Genomic DNA, 18,893 nt, shown 5'->3' with positions numbered 1-18,893 from the left:
CCTCATTGGGAGGAATTCGATATGTCTGACGCTTCGGCAGATGCCAGGCGGCCGCAGGAGTTCGAGAAGGCGCTCTCGGGCAGCGACACGTCGGTGGCGAGCTTCGATACCCATACCCGATCGCCGATCGAGAAGATCCAGCATTTCCTGCACAAGAACCCGGCGGCGGTGCCGCTGATCGTTCTCGTGGCGTCGCTTGCAGCCTTCGGCGTCATCATCGGCGGCAAGTTCTTTTCGGCCTTCTCGATGACCCTGATCCTCCAGCAGGTCGCCGTCACCGGCATCATCGGTGCAGCTCAGACGCTGGTCATCCTGACCGCCGGCATCGACCTGTCGGTAGGCGCAATCATGGTGCTGTCGTCGGTGGTGATGGGGCAATTCACCTTCCGCTACGGCCTGCCGCCGTCGCTCGCCATCCTTTGCGGTTTCGCGGTCGGAGCATTCTGCGGCTGGATCAACGGCGCGCTGGTCGCCTACATGAAGCTGCCGCCGTTCATCGTGACCCTCGGCATGTGGCAGATCGTGCTGGCCTCGAACTTCCTCTATTCGGCCAACGAGACCATCCGCTCGCAGGACATCGAGGCGCAGGCTCCGATCCTGCAGTTCTTCGGCAACAATTTCAGGATGGGCAACGCCGTCTTCACCTATGGCGTCGTCGCCATGGTGCTGCTGGTGGCAGTGCTCTGGTATGTGCTCAACCACACCGCCTGGGGCCGGCATGTCTATGCCATCGGCGACGATCCCGACGCGGCCGAACTTTCGGGCGTGCGCGTCAACAAGATGCTGATCTCGGTCTACGTGCTTTCCGGCCTCATCTGCGCGCTCGGCGGCTGGCTGCTGATCGGCCGCATCGGCTCGGTTTCGCCGACCGCCGGCCAGTTCGCCAACATCGAATCCATCACCGCGGTGGTGATCGGCGGCATCTCGCTCTTCGGCGGGCGCGGCTCGATCCTGGGCATGCTCTTCGGTGCGCTGATCGTCGGCGTCTTCCAACTGGGACTGCGCCTGATCGGCACCGACCCGCAGTGGACCTATCTCTTGATCGGCCTGCTCATCATCATCGCCGTCGCCATCGACCAGTGGATCAGAAAGGTTGCAGGCTGATGTCTACCGAACCTCTTCTCACCGCCCGCGGCCTGGTAAAGCGCTACGGCCGCGTCACCGCCCTCGATCACGCCGATTTCGACCTCTATCCGGGCGAAATCCTTGCCGTGATCGGCGACAACGGCGCCGGCAAGTCGTCGCTCATCAAGGCGATCTCGGGCGCCGTCTCGCCCGACGAGGGCGAGATACTGCTCGACGGCAAGCCGGTGCATTTCAAGTCGCCGATGGAGGCGCGCGATGCCGGCATCGAGACCGTCTACCAGAACCTCGCATTGTCGCCGGCGCTTTCGATCGCCGACAACATGTTCCTCGGCCGCGAGATCAGGAAGCCGGGCGTGCTCGGCAAGTGGTTCCGCATGCTCGATCGCACGGCGATGGAAAAGCGGGCCCGCGAAAAGCTCACCGAGCTCGGCCTGATGACCATCCAGAACATCGGCCAGGCGGTCGAGACGCTTTCGGGCGGCCAGCGCCAGGGCGTGGCGGTGGCGCGTGCCGCGGCCTTCGGCTCCAAGGTGGTCATCATGGACGAGCCGACCGCAGCACTTGGCGTCAAGGAAAGCCGGCGCGTCCTGGAACTCATCCTCGACGTCAAGCGGCGCGGCCTGCCGATCGTGCTCATCTCGCACAACATGCCGCATGTGTTCGAGGTGGCGGACCGCATCCACATCCACCGGCTCGGCCGTCGCCTCACGGTGATCGACCCGAAGGAATACACGATGTCGGACGCGGTGGCCTTCATGACCGGCGCGAAGAAGCCGCCGGAAGCGGCGCTGGCGGCTGCCTGATCCTCATTAATCTCCGCCTCGATGCATATTGACGCGGGGATTTAAATCGATTGGAATTGCCTTCGGATCGTCTAACATGGGGGCGGGAGGATAGGTGTCGGCTCGGGAGGATAGTAACAAGGTTGCCGAACTGGCCAACTACGCGAGAGGCAAGATGACCCGCGCAGAGACCCCGAAAGTCTCCCAGCCGTCGCTGGGCAACACCAGCCCCGAGGCGCTCGCCGCCGAAATCCTCCAGGTGCTGAAGTACCGGCTCGGCAAGGACGCCACGGTCGCCACCGACTACGACTGGCTCACGGCCTCGATCAAGGTCGTGCGCGACCGCATCGTCGACGAGTGGATCTCGTCGACCAAGGAATCCTACGAGAAGAGCGCCAAGCGGGTTTATTACCTGTCGCTCGAATTCCTGATCGGCCGTCTGATGCGGGATGCCTTCTCCAATCTCGGGCTGATGGAGGCGATGCGCGACGCGCTGGCCTCGCTCGGCGTCGAATTCGACGTCATCGCCAAGCTCGAGCCCGACGCCGCGCTCGGCAATGGCGGTCTTGGCCGGCTCGCCGCCTGCTTCATGGAGAGCATGGCAACCGTCGACATTCCCGCCCACGGCTACGGCATCCGCTATGCCAATGGCATGTTCCGGCAGGAGATCCACGACGGCTGGCAGGTCGAACTGCCCGAGACCTGGCTGGAGCACGGCAACCCCTGGGAATTCGAACGCCGCGAGCGCGCCTTCGACGTGGGCTTCGGCGGCTCGGTGGAATCCGTCACCACCAAGGACGGCCGCCTCGAACGCCATGTCTGGAAGCCGACCGAGCACATGATCGCGGTGGCCTACGACACCCCCGTCGTCGGCTGGCGCGGATCGCGGGTCAACACGCTGCGCCTCTGGTCGGCGATCCCGATCGACCCGATCCTGCTCGACGCCTTCAACGCCGGCGACCACATCGGCGCGCTGCGCGAGAGCAACAAGGCGGATGCGCTGTCGCGCGTGCTCTATCCGGCGGATGCGACGCCGGCGGGGCAGGAGCTCCGGCTCAGGCAGGAGTATTTCTTCTCGACTGCTTCGCTGCAGGACATCCTCCAGCGCCATCTCAGCCAGTATGGCGACCTGCTGTCGCTGCCCGAGAAGGCGGCGATCCACCTGAACGACACCCACCCGGCCGTCGCCGTGCCCGAGCTGATGCGGCTGCTGATGGACGTCCACGGCCTCGACTTCGACACGGCCTGGGGCCTGACCAAGCGCACCTTCGCCTACACCAACCACACGCTGCTGCCCGAAGCGCTGGAAAGCTGGCCGGTGCCGCTGTTCGAGCGGCTTTTGCCGCGCCACATGCAGATCGTCTATGCGATCAATGCCGAGATCCTCCTGGAGGCGCGGGCGACCGGCCGCTTCGACGGCGAGCAGATCAGCCGCATCTCGCTGATCCAGGAGGATGGCGGCCGGCGCGTGCGCATGGGCAACCTCGCCTTCGTAGGCTCGCACAGCATCAACGGCGTCTCGGCGCTGCACACCGACCTGATGAAGGAGACGGTGTTCGCCGACCTGCACCGGCTCTATCCGGACCGCATCAACAACAAGACCAACGGGATCACGCCGCGGCGCTGGCTGATCCAGTGCAATCCCGGCCTGACCGGCCTTGCGCGCGAGGCGATCGGCGACCGCTTCCTCGACGATATCGAGGCGATCCGGGAACTCGATCCGCTGGCCGGCGACGCCGGCTTCAGGGAGAAGTTCGCCGCCGTGAAGCGGGCGAACAAGGAGCGGCTGTCGAACCTGGTGGCCGAGCGGCTGGGCATCAGGGTCGATCCTTCCGCGCTGTTCGACATCCAGATTAAGCGCATCCACGAATACAAGCGCCAGCTGCTCAACATCATCGAGGCGGTGGCGCTGTACGACCAGATCCGCTCGCACCCCGAGCGCGACTGGATGCCGAGGGTGAAATTCTTCGGCGGCAAGGCGGCACCCAGCTACCACAACGCCAAGCTGATCATCAAACTGGCCAACGACGTCGCCAAGGTCGTCAACCGCGACCCCTCGGTCCGTGGCCTGCTGAAGGTCGTGTTTGTGCCGAACTACAATGTCAGCGCGGCCGAAATCCTGATGCCCGCGGCCGATCTCTCCGAGCAGATATCGACGGCCGGCATGGAGGCGTCGGGCACCGGCAACATGAAGTTCGCGCTCAACGGCGCGCTGACCATCGGCACGCTGGACGGTGCCAATGTCGAGATCAAGGAGTGCGTCGGCGACGACAACATCTTCATCTTCGGCCTGACCGCCGAGGAAGTGGCCGAACGGCGCAACAACGGCTATCGGCCGGAAGCGGTGATCGACGGCTCGGCCGAACTCAAGCAGGCCGTCGCGGCGATTGCGTCGGGCGTGTTCTCGCCCGACGACCCGAACCGCTATCGCGACCTGATGGACGGGCTCCACCAGCATGACTGGTTCATGGTCGCGGCCGACTTCGACGCCTACGCGGCAGCCCAAAGGCAGGTCGACGCGGTCTGGCGCGACAGTCCCGACTGGTACGCCCGCGCCATCCGCAACGTCGCGCGCGTCGGCTGGTTCTCCTCCGATCGCACCATCCGGCAATATGCGAAAGAAATCTGGAACGTTCCGGCCTGATGTGATTGCATGAACTAACCTCGCGACGATCCTTGGGAGGGGACGCCTCAACATGAAGAAGCCGCGCGCGGCCGCCGAGACCAAGCCGGAGTTCGCAAGAGCTTCGGACGGCGATATCGAGGCGATCGTCAACGGCACCCATGGCGATCCGTTCGCGGTGCTCGGCCTTCAGGAGACGGACAAAGGGTTCATCGCCCGCTGCTTCGTCCCGCACGCGGAGTCGGTGACTGCGCATACGCTGCAGGGCAAGGCCTGCGGGGAGCTTGCCCGCGTGAACGACACGGGCTTCTTCGAAGGCAAGCTCTCGATCCGCAAGCGCCAGCCGCTCAGGTATCATGCCCGCAATGCCGGCGGCGAATGGTGGGTCAGCGACGCCTACAGCTTCGGTCCCGTGCTCGGGCCGATGGACGACTATTTCATCTCCGAGGGCTCGCACCGCCGGCTGTTCGACAAGCTCGGCGCGCACCTGATCTCGCACGAGGGGGCAAGCGGCGTGCATTTCGCCGTCTGGGCGCCGAACGCGCATCGCGTCTCGGTGGTCGGCGATTTCAACGACTGGGACGGCCGCCGCCACCCGATGCGCAACCGGCAGGATACCGGCATCTGGGAAATCTTCGTTCCCGACATCGGTCCCGGCAGGCCCTACAAGTTCGAGATCATCGGCTCACGCGGCGTGCGCCTGCCGCTCAAGGCCGACCCGTTCGCCTTCCACTCCGAACTCAGGCCTGCGACCGCCTCCGTGACGGCAGCACCTTCGGGGCACCAATGGGGCGACGACGAGCACCGCGCCTATTGGAAGAGCGCCGACCAGCGCCGCGAGCCGATCAGCATCTACGAGGTGCATGCCGGCTCGTGGCAGCGCCGCGACGACGGTACTTTCCTGCCCTGGGACGAACTGGCCGACCGGCTGATCCCCTATGTCGTCGAGACCGGCTTCACCCATATCGAGTTCCTGCCGATCTCCGAGCACCCCTACGACCCGTCATGGGGCTACCAGACCACCGGCCTCTATGCGCCGACGGCGCGCTTCGGCGATCCTGACGGCTTTGCCCGCTTCGTCGACGGCGCCCATCGCGCCGGCCTCGGCGTCATCCTTGACTGGGTACCGGCGCACTTCCCGACCGACGAACACGGCCTGGCGCATTTCGACGGCACCGCACTCTACGAGCATGCCGACCCGCGCCAGGGCTTCCACCCCGACTGGAACACCGCGATCTACAATTTCGGCCGGCGCGAAGTGGTTTCGTTCCTCGTCAACAACGCCCTCTACTGGGCCGAGAAGTACCATGTCGATGGCCTGCGCGTGGATGCGGTGGCCTCGATGCTCTACCTCGACTACTCGCGCAAGGAAGGCGAGTGGATCCCCAACGAGTTCGGCGGCCGCGAGAACCTCGAGGCAGTGCACTTCCTGCAGAAGATGAATGCCGCCGTCTATGGTGCGCATCCCGGCGTGATGACCATCGCCGAGGAATCGACCTCGTGGCCGAAGGTGTCGCAGCCGGTGCACGAGGGCGGGCTGGGTTTCGGCTTCAAGTGGAACATGGGCTTCATGCACGACACGCTGGAGTACCTGTCGAAGGAGCCGATCCATCGCAGGCACCATCACAACGAGATCACCTTCGGGCTTCTATACGCCTTCAGCGAGAACTTCGTGCTGCCGCTGTCCCATGACGAGGTGGTGCACGGCAAGGGCACGCTGCTCGGCAAGATGGCCGGCGACGATTGGCAGAAATTCGCGACGCTCCGCGCCTACTACGCCTTCATGTGGGGCTATCCCGGCAAGAAGCTGCTGTTCATGGGGCAGGAGTTCGCCCAGCGCGCCGAATGGAACGAGGCCAAGGCGCTCGACTGGAACCTGCTCGACTTCGCCCCGCATCGTGGGGTCAGGCAGCTCGTGCGCGATCTCAACCAACTCTACCGCTCGCGATCGGCGCTGCACGCGCGCGACTGCGAACTGGAAGGCTTCGAGTGGCTGATCGTCGACGACGCCAGGAACTCGGTCTTTGCCTGGCTGCGCAAGGCGCCGGGTGCAGCACCGATCGCCGTGATCTCGAATTTCACCCCGGTGCCGCGCGAAAACTATCGCGTGCCGCTGCCCCAGGCGGGCACGTGGCGGGAAGTCTTCAACTCGGACGCGCTCGATTATGGCGGGTCCGGCAAGGGTAACGGCGGCATGGTCACCGCGCGGCAGGCGGACGGAGGAGGGGCGGCAGTGACGCTGCTTCTGCCGCCGCTGGCGACGGTCATGCTCGAATTTGTGGCGGACTGAGCAGGGAGGATGCCATGGAACCGAAGAGAAACCAGCCACTGGCCCGCGATGCCATGGCCTATGTGCTGGCCGGTGGCCGCGGCAGCCGGCTCAAGGAACTGACCGACCGGCGCGCCAAGCCGGCGGTCTATTTCGGCGGCAAGACGCGCATCATCGATTTCGCGCTGTCCAATGCGCTGAACTCGGGCATCCGCCGCCTCGGCGTCGCCACGCAGTACAAGGCACATTCGCTGATCCGGCACCTGCAGCGCGGCTGGAACTTCCTTCGGCCGGAGCGAAACGAGAGCTTCGACATCCTGCCCGCCAGCCAGCGCGTGTCGGAAACGCAGTGGTACGAAGGCACCGCCGACGCGGTTTACCAGAACATCGACATCATCGAGGCCTATGGCCCCGAATACATGGTCATCCTCGCCGGCGACCACATCTACAAGATGGACTACGAACTGATGCTGCGCCAGCACGTCGATGCTGGCGCCGACGTCACCGTGGGCTGTCTCGAGGTGCCGCGCATGGAGGCGACCGGCTTCGGCGTGATGCATGTCGACAAGAAGGACAACATCATCTCCTTCATCGAAAAGCCGGCCGATCCGCCCGGCATCCCCGACAACCCGGATTTCGCGCTGGCCTCGATGGGCATCTATGTCTTCAAGACCAAGTTCCTGATGGAGCAGTTGCGCCGCGACGCCGCCGAACCGGATTCGAGCCGCGACTTCGGCAAGGACATCATCCCCTACATCGTCCAGCACGGTAAGGCCGTGGCGCACCGCTTCACCAAGTCCTGCGTGCGCTCGACGGCCGAGGCCGAACCCTACTGGCGCGACGTGGGAACGGTCGATGCCTATTGGGAGGCGAATATCGACCTGACCGACGTGACGCCGGAACTCGACCTCTACGACCGCGACTGGCCGATCTGGACCTATTCGGAACTGACACCGCCGGCCAAGTTCGTCCACGACGAGGACGGCAGGCGCGGCCAGGCGATCTCGTCGCTGGTCTCCGGCGACTGCATCATCTCGGGCGCATCGCTGAAGCGCAGCCTGATCTTCACCGGGGCGCGCATCAACTCCTATGCCACGCTCGAGGACGTGGTGATGCTGCCGGCCTGCCACGTCGGCCGCAAGGCCCAGCTTAAAAGAGTTGTCATCGATCATGGCGTACACATCCCCGAAGGGCTGGTCGTCGGCGAGGATCCCGAACTGGACGCCAAGCGCTTCCGCGTCTCGGAGAAGGGCATCTGCCTGATCACCCAGGACATGATCAACAGGCTGGAGCTGTAGCTGGTGCAGGTACTTTCGGTCACGCCCGAGATATTTCCGCTGATCAAGACGGGCGGGCTGGCCGACGTGACGGGCGCGCTGCCGCCTGCCTTGGCCGGGCTGGGCGTCGAAATGCGCAGCCTCGTGCCGGGCTACCCGGCGGTGATGGCGGTGCTCAAAAAGAAGAAGGCGGTGTACCAGTACACGGCGTTGCAAGGCGGCAAGGCGACGGTCCATGCGGCGCAGGTGGCGGGGCTCGACCTTTTGGTGCTGGACGCGCCGCATCTGTTCGACAGGCCGGGCGGGCCTTATGGCGACGCCACCGGTGCCGACTGGCAGGACAACTGGAAGCGCTTTGCCGCCCTCGGCCGCGTCGGCGCCGACATCTCTGCCGGGGTGGTGGCCGGCTACAAGCCCGATGTCGTGCACGCCCATGACTGGCAATCGGCGATGACGCTGGCCTACATGCGCTACGGCGAGGCGGCGAACGTGCCGTCGGTGATGACGGTGCATAATCTCGCCTTCCAGGGTCAGTTCGGCGCCAACGTCTTTTCCGGCCTCGGCCTGCCGCCGCAGGCGATGGCGCTGGATGGCGTCGAATATTACGGCGGCGTCGGGTTTCTGAAGGCCGGCCTGCAGGCGGCCTGGGCGATCACGACGGTCAGCCCGACCTATGCGCAGGAAATCCGCTCGCCCGCTTTTGGCATGGGGCTGGACGGGCTCATCAACCTGCGCTCGGCCGACCTGCTCGGCATCGTCAACGGCATCGATGACGACATCTGGAACCCCGAGACCGACACGCATCTGGCTGCGACCTATTCGGCCAAGAGCCTGAAGGGGCGCAAGGCCAACAAGCGGGCGATCGAGGAGCGCATGCAGCTCGACCGCGAGGAGGGGCCGATCTATTGCGTGGTCAGCCGCCTGACCTGGCAGAAGGGCATCGACATCCTTGCCGCGATCGTCGATGCGGTCGTGGCCTCCGGAGCCCGGCTTGCGATCCTCGGTTCGGGCGATGCGGGCCTCGAAGGCGCGCTGCTGGCCGCCGCCGCCCGCCATCGCGGGCGCGTCGGCGTCGTCATCGGCTATGACGAGGCGCTGTCGCATCTGCTGCAGGGCGGCGCCGACGGCATCCTGATCCCGTCGCGCTTCGAGCCTTGCGGCCTGACCCAGCTCTACGGCCTGCGCTATGGCTGCGTGCCGCTGGTTGCGCGCACCGGCGGGCTGGCCGACACCGTCATCGACGCCAACGAGGCAGCGGTCGCGGCAGGGGTTGCGACGGGGTTCCACTTCGCGCCGGAGAATGCCGGCGCCTTCCACCATGCCATCCTCAGGGCCAATGCGCTCCATGCCGACCCGAGCACATGGGCCGCGATCCAGAAGCAGGGGATGAAGGCGGATGTTTCATGGGACCGCAGTGCCCGGAAATACGCCGCACTTTATGGCAAGCTTCTCTCAAAAAGGGATGCCTGAATGATTCGTACCGTTGCCACCACGCCCTTCAGCGACCAGAAGCCCGGCACGTCGGGCCTACGCAAGAAGGTGCCCGTCTTCCAGCAGCCGAACTACGTCGAGAACTTCGTGCAGTCGGTGTTCGACGCGCTCGAGGGCTTTGCCGGCAAGACGCTGGTCGTTGGCGGCGACGGCCGCTTCTACAATCGCGAGGTGATCCAGAAGGTGATCGCCATGGCGGTGGCCAACGGCTTCGGCCGCGTCGTGGTGGGGCAGGGCGGCATCCTGTCGACGCCCGCCGCTTCCAACCTCATCCGCAAGCGCAAGGCCTTCGGCGGGCTGATCCTGTCGGCCAGCCACAATCCCGGCGGCCCGCGCGAGGATTTCGGCATCAAGTACAATGCCGAGAATGGCGGCCCCGCGCCGGAGAAGCTGACCGACGCGATCTTCGCCCGCAGCAAGGCGATCACCGGCTACAAGATCGCCGATATCGGCCCGGTCGATCTCGACAAGCTGGGCACCTTCGAGGCCGGTGGCATGAAGGTCGAGGTCGTCGACCCGGTGGCCGACTATGCCGAACTGATGGAGAGCCTGTTCGATTTCGACGCGCTGCGCGCACTGTTCAAGTCGGGCTTCCGCATGGCCTTCGATGCCATGCACGCGGTCACCGGCCCCTATGCCAAGGAGATCCTCGAACGCCGCCTCGGCGCGCCGGAGGGGACAGCGCGCAACTTCGTGCCGCTCGAGGATTTCGGCGGCCATCATCCCGACCCCAACCTGGTGCACGCCAAGGACCTCTATGACGAGATGATGGGGCCGAAGGCGCCGGATTTCGGCGCGGCTTCCGATGGCGACGGCGACCGCAACCTGATCATCGGCCGCGGCATCTTCATCACGCCGTCGGATTCGCTGGCGATGCTAGCCGCCAACGCCCATCTGGCGCCGGGCTACAAGGTAGGCCTCAAGGGCATCGCGCGCTCGATGCCGACCAGTGGCGCTGCCGACCGCGTCGCCGAAAAGCTCGGCATCAGCATGTACGAGACGCCGACCGGCTGGAAATTCTTCGGCAACCTGCTCGACGCCGGCATGGCGACGATCTGCGGCGAGGAAAGCGCCGGCACCGGCTCCGACCACGTGCGCGAGAAGGACGGGCTGTGGGCGGTGCTGCTCTGGCTCAACATCCTGGCCGCGCGTGGCGAGAGCGCCAAGGACATCGCCGCCAAGCACTGGGCGACCTATGGGCGCAACTATTATTCGCGCCACGACTACGAAGAGGTCGAGACGGACCGCGCCAACGCGTTGGTCGACGGGCTCAGGGCCAAGCTCGCCTCGCTGCCCGGCACCGGCGTGCAGGGCATGAAGATCGCCAGTGCCGACGACTTTGCCTACAACGATCCGGTCGACGGCTCGGTCAGCAGGAACCAGGGCATCCGCATCCTGTTCGAGGGCGGCTCGCGCGTCGTCTTCCGCCTGTCGGGCACCGGCACGTCGGGTGCGACGCTGCGCGTCTACATCGAACGTTTCGAGCCGGACCCGGCACGCCACGGCCTCGACACGCAGAAAGCACTTGCCGACCTGATCCAGGCTGCCGAGGATATTGCCGGCATCCGCAGCCACACCGGCCGCGACAAGCCGAGCGTGATTACGTGATACGGCTGAAGACGGCTGATCTCCCCCCTTGTGGGGGAGATGCCCGGCGGGGCAGAGGGGAGCAACGTAGGGCGCCCATTTCTGATCGCAGCAACGGAACTGCGCCGCACGTTCTTCATAGCCGGCTAGATTGCGTTCCTTCCCACCCCCCTCTGTCCTGCCGGGCATCTCCCCCACAAGGGGGGAGATTGGCCAACCGCACGCGTCCCGCCCGATGATGAAGCGTCGCCCCGACGAAAAATTGGGCGCGACCATCACCGATGGCGGCATCCGCTTCGCTGCCTGGTCGGGCGCGGCGGAGCGCATGTGGGTTGCGATCTTCGATGCCGAAGGCAAGGCGGAGACGAACCGGCTGGAGCTTGAAAGCCAAGGCGATGGCGTCTTCGCCTTGACCGTTCCGGGATTGGCGGAGGGGATCTGCTACGGCTTCCGTGCCGATGGCGCCTACGCGCCCGACGAGGGCCTCTGGTTCGATCCCGACAAGCTGCTGGTCGATCCCTATGCGGTCCGCATCGACCGGTCCTACCGCTACGACGGCAGGCTGGCGGCACGGCGCGGGGAGGGGACGGATACGGCAGGGCTGATGCCGAAGGCGGTGGTGCAGACGCTGCCGCGAGTTGAACGGACCGCGCCGGTCTTCCGGCCCGGCGGCCTGATCTACGAGGTGCCGGTGCGCGCCTTCACCATGGCTCATCCCGGGGTGCCGAAACGTCTCCGGGGCACGATCCGGGCACTTGCGGAGCCGGTCGTGGTCGAGCACTTCCTCAAGCTCGGGGTATCGGCGGTCGAACTGATGCCGGTCACGGCGACGATGGACGAGCGGCACCTGCCGGCGCTGGGGCTGAGCAATGCCTGGGGCTACAATCCCGTGACCTTCATGGCGCTCGATCCACGGCTTGCGCCCATTGGCATCGATGACCTCCGCCAGACCGTGGCGGCACTTCGCGACGCGGGCGTCGGCATTATCCTCGACCTGGTGTTCAACCACACCGCCGAGAGCGATGAGCTCGGCCCGACGCTGTCGCTGCGCGGGCTCGACAACCGTGCCTACTATCGTTCCGTTGCGGATGACCCCGGTGCCTATGTCAACGACACCGGCACCGGCAACACGCTCGCCTGCGAGCATCCCATCGCCCGGGAACTGATCCTCGACAGCCTCCGGCATTTTGTCCTCCATGCCGGCGTCGACGGGTTTCGCTTCGATCTGGCGCCGGTCCTTGGGCGGGTCGGCGGCGAGTTCAGCGCGGATGCCCCATTGCTGAAGGCGATGTGCGACGACCCGGTCATAGGCGACCGCGTGCTGATCGCCGAGCCGTGGGACATCGGCCACAACGGCTACAGGCTCGGCGGCTTCCCCCAGACATTTCTCGAATGGAACGACCGCTGTCGCGACGACGTGCGCCGCTTCTGGCGCGGCGACCGCGGCATGGTCGGTGCCCTGGCGACGCGGCTCGCGGGATCGTCCGATGTCTTCGGCGGCGGCGCGCGCACGCGGACGGTCAACTTCGTCGCCGCCCATGACGGCATGACGCTGGCTGACATCGTGCGCTACGAGCGCAAGCACAACGAGGCGAATGGCGAGCACAACCACGACGGCCACAACGAGAATTTCTCCTGGAACAACGGCGTCGAGGGCGAAAGCCGCGATCCCGAGATAGCGGCCGAGCGCGAGGCTGATGCGCGCGCGCTGCTGGCGACCCTGTTTGCCTCGCGCGGCACGATCATGCTGACCGCCGGCGACGAGTTCGGCCGCACGCAACATGGCAACAACAACGCCTACGCCCAGGACAACGAGCTGACGTGGCTGGACTGGGCCGAGCGCGACACCGGCCTGGAGGACTACGTCGCATCGCTCTCCATGCTGCGGCGCGACTTCCCGGCCCTTGGCGAACTCGGCTTTCTGAGCGGCGCGGCGCCTGACGGCGGGACGGTTGCCGATGTCGAATGGCTGACCGAGGCGGGCCGACCGATGAGCGATGCCAACTGGCACGAACCGGACCGGCATCGCCTCGCCATGCTGCTCGGCGACGGCATGCCCCAAGGGGGACGGCTGGCGGTTCTGGTCAATGGCGCCCGGCGCAATGCCTCCTTCCTCCTGCCTCGGCGCGAAGGCTTCGAATGGCGGAAGGCGGCCGGCGGCCACGAGCCTGGGGGAGGCAAGCTTGCCGTGCCCGCACGCAGCGTCTGCTTCGCGCGCGAGATGCCGGTGGGCACTGAGGCGAAAGGACAATGACGATGCGGGCCAATGGCACGGGCGATGAATGGTGGCGCGGCTGCGTCATCTACCAGGTCTATCCGCGCTCCTATCAGGACTCGACCGGCGACGGCAGCGGCGACCTTGCCGGCATCACGCGCCGCCTGCCGCACATCGCAGCGCTCGGCGCGGATGCGGTCTGGCTGTCGCCCTTCTTCAAGTCGCCGATGGCCGACATGGGCTACGACGTCTCGGACTATTGCGACGTCGACCCGATGTTCGGCTTGCTCGCCGATTTCGATGCGCTGGTCGCCGAGGCGCATCGGCTCGGCCTGAAGATCGTCATCGACCAGGTGCTGTCGCACTCCTCCGACAAGCATCCCTGGTTCGTGGAGAGCCGCGCCAGCCGCGACAATGAAAAGGCCGACTGGTACGTCTGGGCAGATCCCAAGCCGGACGGCACCGCGCCCAACAACTGGATGTCGATCTTCGGCGGACCCGCCTGGGAATGGGATTCGACGCGCAGGCAGTATTACCTGCACAACTTCCTCGCCTCGCAGCCCGATCTCAATTTTCACAATTCGGCAGTCCAGGAGGCGCTGCTGGAAACGGTGCGCTTCTGGCTCGATCGGGGCGTCGACGGCTTCCGCCTCGACACGGTGAATTTCTACGTTCACGACAAGTGGCTGCGGGACAATCCGCCGCTGGAGAAGAGCGTCTCGGGCGAGATCGACGAGAAGAACCCCTACGAGTACCAGGACCACCTGTTCGACAAGACGCGCCCCGAGAACATCGAATTCCTCAAGCGTTTCCGTGCCTTGCTGGACGAATTCGGTGGCCGCACCTCGGTCGGCGAGGTGGGCGACGGCGAGCGCTCGCTGCAGACGGTCGCCAACTATACGTCGGGCGGCGACAAGCTGCACATGTGCTACACCTTCGACCTCCTGGGGCCGAAGTTCTCGGCCGGACATGTGCGCAAATGCATCGCCGACTTCGAGGCCGCGGTAGCCGACGGCTGGGTGTGCTGGGCCTTCTCCAACCATGACGTGATCCGCCACGTGACCCGCTGGACCCGCCCCGGAGGCGACCCCGGAGCCGTGGCCAGGTTCTCGATCGCGCTGCTCGCCTGCCTGCGCGGATCGATCTGCATCTACCAGGGCGAGGAGCTTGGCTTCGGCGAGGCGGAACTCGCCTTCGAGGAACTGCGCGACCCCTACGGGATCCGCTTCTGGCCGGGCTACAAGGGCCGCGACGGTTGCCGCACGCCGATGGTATGGGACGCCCAGGCGGAACAGGGCGGCTTTACCGATGGCAAGCCGTGGCTGCCGATCCCTGCCGAGCATCGCGCGCTTGCAGCCGACCGGCAGCAGCGCGATCCGGCATCGATTCTGTCGCACTATGGTGCCGTGCTGGCGGCGCGACGCCGGCATCCCGAGCTTATCCACGGCTCGATTTCGCTGCTCGAGGCCAACGACGACGTCCTCGCATTCGTGCGGACCGCTGGCGGCCAGCGGATGATCTGCGCCTTCAACTTCTCCGATCGAGAGGTGCTGGTGCCCCTGATCGGCAAGGATTCCAGCCTCGGTAAAGTCGATTTCCCGGGCTCGGGCGGCGACCAGAGAGGCGAAGGGGTCGCCATCCCGCCGCTCGGTTATCTTATCGGACGCTTGTTTTGAACGCGCTCAGGTTGACTTTAGGTGAGCACGAGTCGTGTTGAAATAAGAAATTGTCGTGGATAGTGTTCAGCCACCGCTGGCGCATGGGAACGCCAGCCCGCTCAACGAAGCCGGCCAAGTCCGGCATTCGGGCGCAACTAGGCGAGGCCGTGTCTACGGGGAACACGCCGACTTGGGAGAATGAAATCATGCTGAAAAACTTGCTGAAAGCGACTGTGTTTGCCACGACACTGGCGCTGGCCGCTGGTGCGGTGTCGATGCCGGCTTTTGCCGAAGTGGTCTACAACCGCGGCAATTCCGCCGATCCGGAATCGCTTGATCCGCACAAGACGTCGACGGTCTACGAGGCGCACATCCTGCGCGATCTCTTCCTCGGCCTGGTCATGCAGGACAAGGACGCCAACCTCATTCCTGGTGCCGCCGAAAGCTGGACCGTCTCGGACGACGGGCTGGTCTATACCTTCAAGCTGCGTCAGGGCGCGACCTGGTCCGACGGCAGCCCGGTGACGGCCGACGACTTCGTCTATTCGTTCCGTCGTCTCGAGGATCCGGCGACCGGCGCCGAATACGCCTCGATGCTCTACCCAATCGTCAAGGCCGAAGAGGTGAATACCGGCAAGGCGAAGCCCGAGGAGATCGGCGTCAAGGCAATCGATCCGTCGACGCTTGAGGTGACACTGAAGGCCCCGACGCCGTACTTCCTCGAGATGCTGACCCACCAGGCTGCCTACCCGGTCAACAAGGCGGCCATCGAAAAGCTCGGTGCTGATTGGATCAAGCCGGGCAATCTCGTCTCGAACGGCGCCTACACGCTTGCCGAGTTCATCCCCAACGATCGCATCAAGTTGGTCAAGAACCCGAAGTTCTACGATGCAGCCAACGTCAAGATCGACGTCGTCAACTACATCCCGACGGAAGACCGCTCGACAGCGATCAAGCGCTTCGAGGCCGGCGAACTCGACTCGAACGACGACATTCCGACCGAGCAGATGGCCGAACTGAAGGCCAAGTTCGGCGACCAACTGCGAGTCGGCGCCCAACTCGGCACCTACTACTACGCGATGAAGTGGGACAAGGAGCCGTGGTCGAACCTCGAGCTTCGCAAGGCGGTTTCGATGGCGATCGACCGCGATTTCATCGCCGAGAAGGTCTGGCAGAACTCGATGCTTCCCAGCTACACGATGGTGCCCCCCGGGATCGAGGGTTACACGCCGGTAGCGGCGGAGTACGCGAACATGTCGCAGATCGACCGCGAGGACGAAGCCAAGAAGATCCTGGAAAAGCTCGGCTATGGTCCGGACAAGCCGCTGAAGATGGAGATCCGCTACAACACGTCGGAGAACCATAAGAACACGGCGGTCGCGATCCAGGAGCAGCTGAAGCCGCTCGGCATCGAAGTGTCTCTGGTCAACACCGACACCAAGACCCACTACGGCTACCTTGAGCAGAAGGGCGATTTCGACACGGCCCGCGTCGGCTGGATTGCCGACTACAAGGATCCGGAAACCTTCCTCGGCGTGGCGCGCAAGGCGAGCGGCAACAACTATTCGGTCTATAACAATCCGAAGTTCGAGGAAGCCATGGACAAGGCGGCTGCTGCTGGCGGCAAGCCGGAAGAGCGGATGAAGGATCTGCAGGAAGCGGAGCGGATCGTGCTCGAGGACACCGGCTTCATTCCGATCCTGTACTACAGCTACAAGAACCTCGTTTCGCCGAAGCTCAAGGGCTTCGACGAGAACGTCATGGACGTGCATCCGACGCGCTTCATGAGCAAGGAATAATCCCGGCATATCCGCTGCCCCCGCTCCGGGGGCAGCGGTTCCCGGGGTTTCTTGCGAGGCGTAGGCACCATGTTCCTCTATGTTTTCAGGCGGCTTCTGACCGCGATCCCGACGATGTTCGTCATCGTCACGCTTGCCTTCTTCCTGATCCGCGTCGCCCCTGGCGGCCCCTTCAACCAGGAGCGGGGCCTCAGTCCCGAAATCAAGGCAAATCTCGAAGCGCAGTTCGGTCTCGGCGACCCGCTCTGGCTGCAATACGTCAACTATCTGAAGAACCTGCTGCAGGGTAACTTCGGCCCGAGCTACAATTTGCCGGACTTCACCGTCAGCGAGCTTTTCGCCAAGGGCCTGCCGATTTCGATTCAGCTCGGCGGCTCGGCCCTGCTTCTGGCGCTCGCCGTCGGCACCGTGCTCGGCGTGATCGCTGCGCTCAACCAGAACAAGTTCGGCGACTATTCGGTGATTGCGGTGGCGACCGCAGGCAGCACCATACCGACCTTCGTCATCGCGCCGGTCATCCAGCTTCTGTTCGGCCTGACCTGGATGCTGCTGCCGATCGGCGGCTGGGGCGACGGTGCGCTGGTCAACAAGATCGGTCCGATCATCACCCTGTCGCTGCCGCAGATCGCCATCGTCGCGCGCCTGATGCGCGGATCGATGATCGAGTCGCTGCGCTCCAATCACATCCGCACGGCAAAGGCACTGGGGCTCTCAAATTGGTCGGTGGTGGTCAAGCACGCCTTGCGCGGTGCCGTCCTGCCCATCGTTTCCTATGCGGGTCCTGCAGCGGCGGCTCTGCTGACCGGCTCGATCGTGGTGGAGACCATCTTCGCCATTCCGGGCGTGGGGCGCTACTTCGTCGACGCCGCGCTCAACCGCGACTACACGCTGGTCATGGGCACGGTCGTCGTCATCGCGCTGTTCACCATCGCCTTCAACCTGATCGTCGACATTCTCTACGCGGTCTTCGACCCGAGGGTCCGCTATGACTGATACCGCCATCGCCACGCCCGTCGTCGGGCGTTCCCTGTGGGCCGACGCCTGGGCGCGGCTCAAGGCCAACAAGGCCGCCATGGTGAGCCTGTTCTATCTCATCTTCATGGCCGTCGTCTGCATCGCCGGTCCGTTCTTCGTGCCGCACCAGTACACGACCATCTACGCCGACTACGTCCGCACGCCGCCGAGCCTTTCTGCCTATCCGAAGCCGGAAATGGTCGAAACCGCCCTGAACGACGTGGTCAAGCGCATGCGCGTCGACCTCAAGGACTGGCGCCAGGAGGGCGAGCAGGTGTTCATGACGCTCAGTTCGTCCAAGCCCATCGACGAACGCAACGTCCGCTATGTCGACCGCTCCGACACCTTCGACGGCGGCAAGGTCGAGAGCAAGTCGAGCGACGGGCTGTCGATGGTGGTCAGTGCCTCGATCAAGCAGCAATATTTCCTCTTCGGTACCGACAACACCGGTCGTGACCTGCTGTCGCGGACCCTGATGGCGGGCCGCATCTCGCTCGCGATCGGACTGCTCGCCGGCATCGTCGCGGTGGTCATCGGCGTCGTCTACGGCGCCACGGCCGGGTTCATGGGCGGCAAGACCGACGAGGTCATGATGCGCATCGTCGACGTGCTCTATTCGCTGCCGTTCATCTTCTTCGTCATCATGCTCGTCGTCTTCTTCGGGCGGAACTTCGTCTTGATGTTCCTGGCGGTGGGCGCGGTGCTGTGGCTCGACATGGCACGCATCGTCCGCGGCCAGGCGCTGTCGATCCGCAGGCAGGAGTATGTGCAGGCGGCGGAAGCGCTGGGCGTGCGGTCGCGCGGCATCGTGCAGAGGCACGTGATCCCCAACCTGCTCGGACCGGTGGTCATCTACATGACGCTGCTGGTACCGCAGGTCATCATCCTGGAGAGCTTCCTGTCCTTCCTGGGGCTTGGCGTGCAGGAGCCGATGACGAGTTGGGGCGTGCTCATCTCCGTCGGCGCGAAGAACATCGGCACCGCCAACTGGCTGCTTCTGTTCCCAGCCTTTTTCCTGGTGTCCACGCTGTTCGCGCTGAACTTCATCGGCGACGGACTGCGTGACGCCCTCGATCCGAAGGACAGGTGAGG

Annotated in this window: 12 protein-coding genes; all 12 read left to right on the top strand. The window is 64.9% G+C overall.

The genetic code is table 11. The features are described from left to right. The first annotated feature begins 21 nt into the window (after nucleotides 1-21). The 12 genes from J2X50_RS15625 to J2X50_RS15570 all read left to right on the top strand — a co-directional run bounded on the left by J2X50_RS15625 (nucleotide 22) and on the right by J2X50_RS15570 (nucleotide 18,891). A complete protein-coding gene (locus J2X50_RS15625; protein WP_429096349.1) occupies nucleotides 22-1,104 on the top strand; it encodes an ABC transporter permease in 1,083 nt (360 codons plus the stop codon). After that, nucleotides 1,104-1,889, top strand: a complete 786-nt coding sequence (locus J2X50_RS15620) for an ATP-binding cassette domain-containing protein (RefSeq protein WP_340035554.1) — start codon at nucleotides 1,104-1,106, stop codon at nucleotides 1,887-1,889. Before J2X50_RS15625 ends, J2X50_RS15620 begins: the two co-directional genes overlap by 1 nt. Nucleotides 1,890-2,043: 154 nt before the next feature. Beyond that, complete coding sequence (locus tag J2X50_RS15615) at nucleotides 2,044-4,512, top strand: glycogen/starch/alpha-glucan phosphorylase (RefSeq protein WP_429096347.1); 2,469 nt, start codon at nucleotides 2,044-2,046, stop codon at nucleotides 4,510-4,512. A 52-nt stretch (nucleotides 4,513-4,564) separates the two neighbouring features. Then, nucleotides 4,565-6,781 (top strand): 1,4-alpha-glucan branching protein GlgB, encoded by a 2,217-nt coding sequence (gene glgB, locus J2X50_RS15610; protein ID WP_429096345.1) that lies wholly within the window; start codon nucleotides 4,565-4,567, stop codon nucleotides 6,779-6,781. 14 nt (nucleotides 6,782-6,795) lie between these two features. Next, nucleotides 6,796-8,058, top strand: coding sequence for a glucose-1-phosphate adenylyltransferase (gene glgC, locus J2X50_RS15605; RefSeq protein ID WP_429096343.1), 1,263 nt, complete (start codon nucleotides 6,796-6,798; stop codon nucleotides 8,056-8,058). A gap of 3 nt (nucleotides 8,059-8,061) precedes the next feature. After that, complete coding sequence (gene glgA / locus J2X50_RS15600; protein WP_429096341.1) at nucleotides 8,062-9,507, top strand: glycogen synthase GlgA; 1,446 nt, start codon at nucleotides 8,062-8,064, stop codon at nucleotides 9,505-9,507. Continuing rightward, nucleotides 9,508-11,136 carry an alpha-D-glucose phosphate-specific phosphoglucomutase gene (locus J2X50_RS15595; RefSeq protein ID WP_429096340.1) on the top strand — a complete coding sequence of 543 codons (1,629 nt, stop codon included), beginning with the start codon at nucleotides 9,508-9,510 and terminating at the stop codon, nucleotides 11,134-11,136. Nucleotides 11,137-11,350: 214 nt separating this feature from the next. Further along, complete coding sequence (gene glgX, locus J2X50_RS15590; protein ID WP_429096338.1) at nucleotides 11,351-13,369, top strand: glycogen debranching protein GlgX; 2,019 nt, start codon at nucleotides 11,351-11,353, stop codon at nucleotides 13,367-13,369. Next, the gene (locus J2X50_RS15585) at nucleotides 13,366-15,006 is read left to right on the top strand and encodes an alpha-glucosidase family protein (RefSeq protein WP_429096336.1); all 1,641 of its coding nucleotides are present in this window, start codon (nucleotides 13,366-13,368) and stop codon (nucleotides 15,004-15,006) included. The genes glgX and J2X50_RS15585 overlap by 4 nt, the downstream gene beginning before the upstream one ends. Nucleotides 15,007-15,194: 188 nt before the next feature. Further along, nucleotides 15,195-16,787 carry a peptide ABC transporter substrate-binding protein gene (locus J2X50_RS15580; protein ID WP_429096334.1) on the top strand — a complete coding sequence of 531 codons (1,593 nt, stop codon included), beginning with the start codon at nucleotides 15,195-15,197 and terminating at the stop codon, nucleotides 16,785-16,787. 69 nt (nucleotides 16,788-16,856) lie between these two features. Then, nucleotides 16,857-17,780: an ABC transporter permease subunit gene (locus J2X50_RS15575; RefSeq protein WP_429096332.1), complete on the top strand. Its 924-nt coding sequence runs from the start codon at nucleotides 16,857-16,859 to the stop codon at nucleotides 17,778-17,780. Next, a complete protein-coding gene (locus J2X50_RS15570; protein ID WP_429096330.1) occupies nucleotides 17,773-18,891 on the top strand; it encodes an ABC transporter permease in 1,119 nt (372 codons plus the stop codon). Before J2X50_RS15575 ends, J2X50_RS15570 begins: the two co-directional genes overlap by 8 nt. The last annotated feature ends 2 nt before the right edge of the window (nucleotides 18,892-18,893 follow it).

It is taken from the genome of Aminobacter sp. BE322, from assembly GCF_050433525.1.
Classification (GTDB): Bacteria; Pseudomonadota; Alphaproteobacteria; order Rhizobiales; family Rhizobiaceae; genus Aminobacter.
Note: the sequence above shows the minus strand (reverse complement) of the source record. Positions and strands in the feature narration are given on the sequence as shown.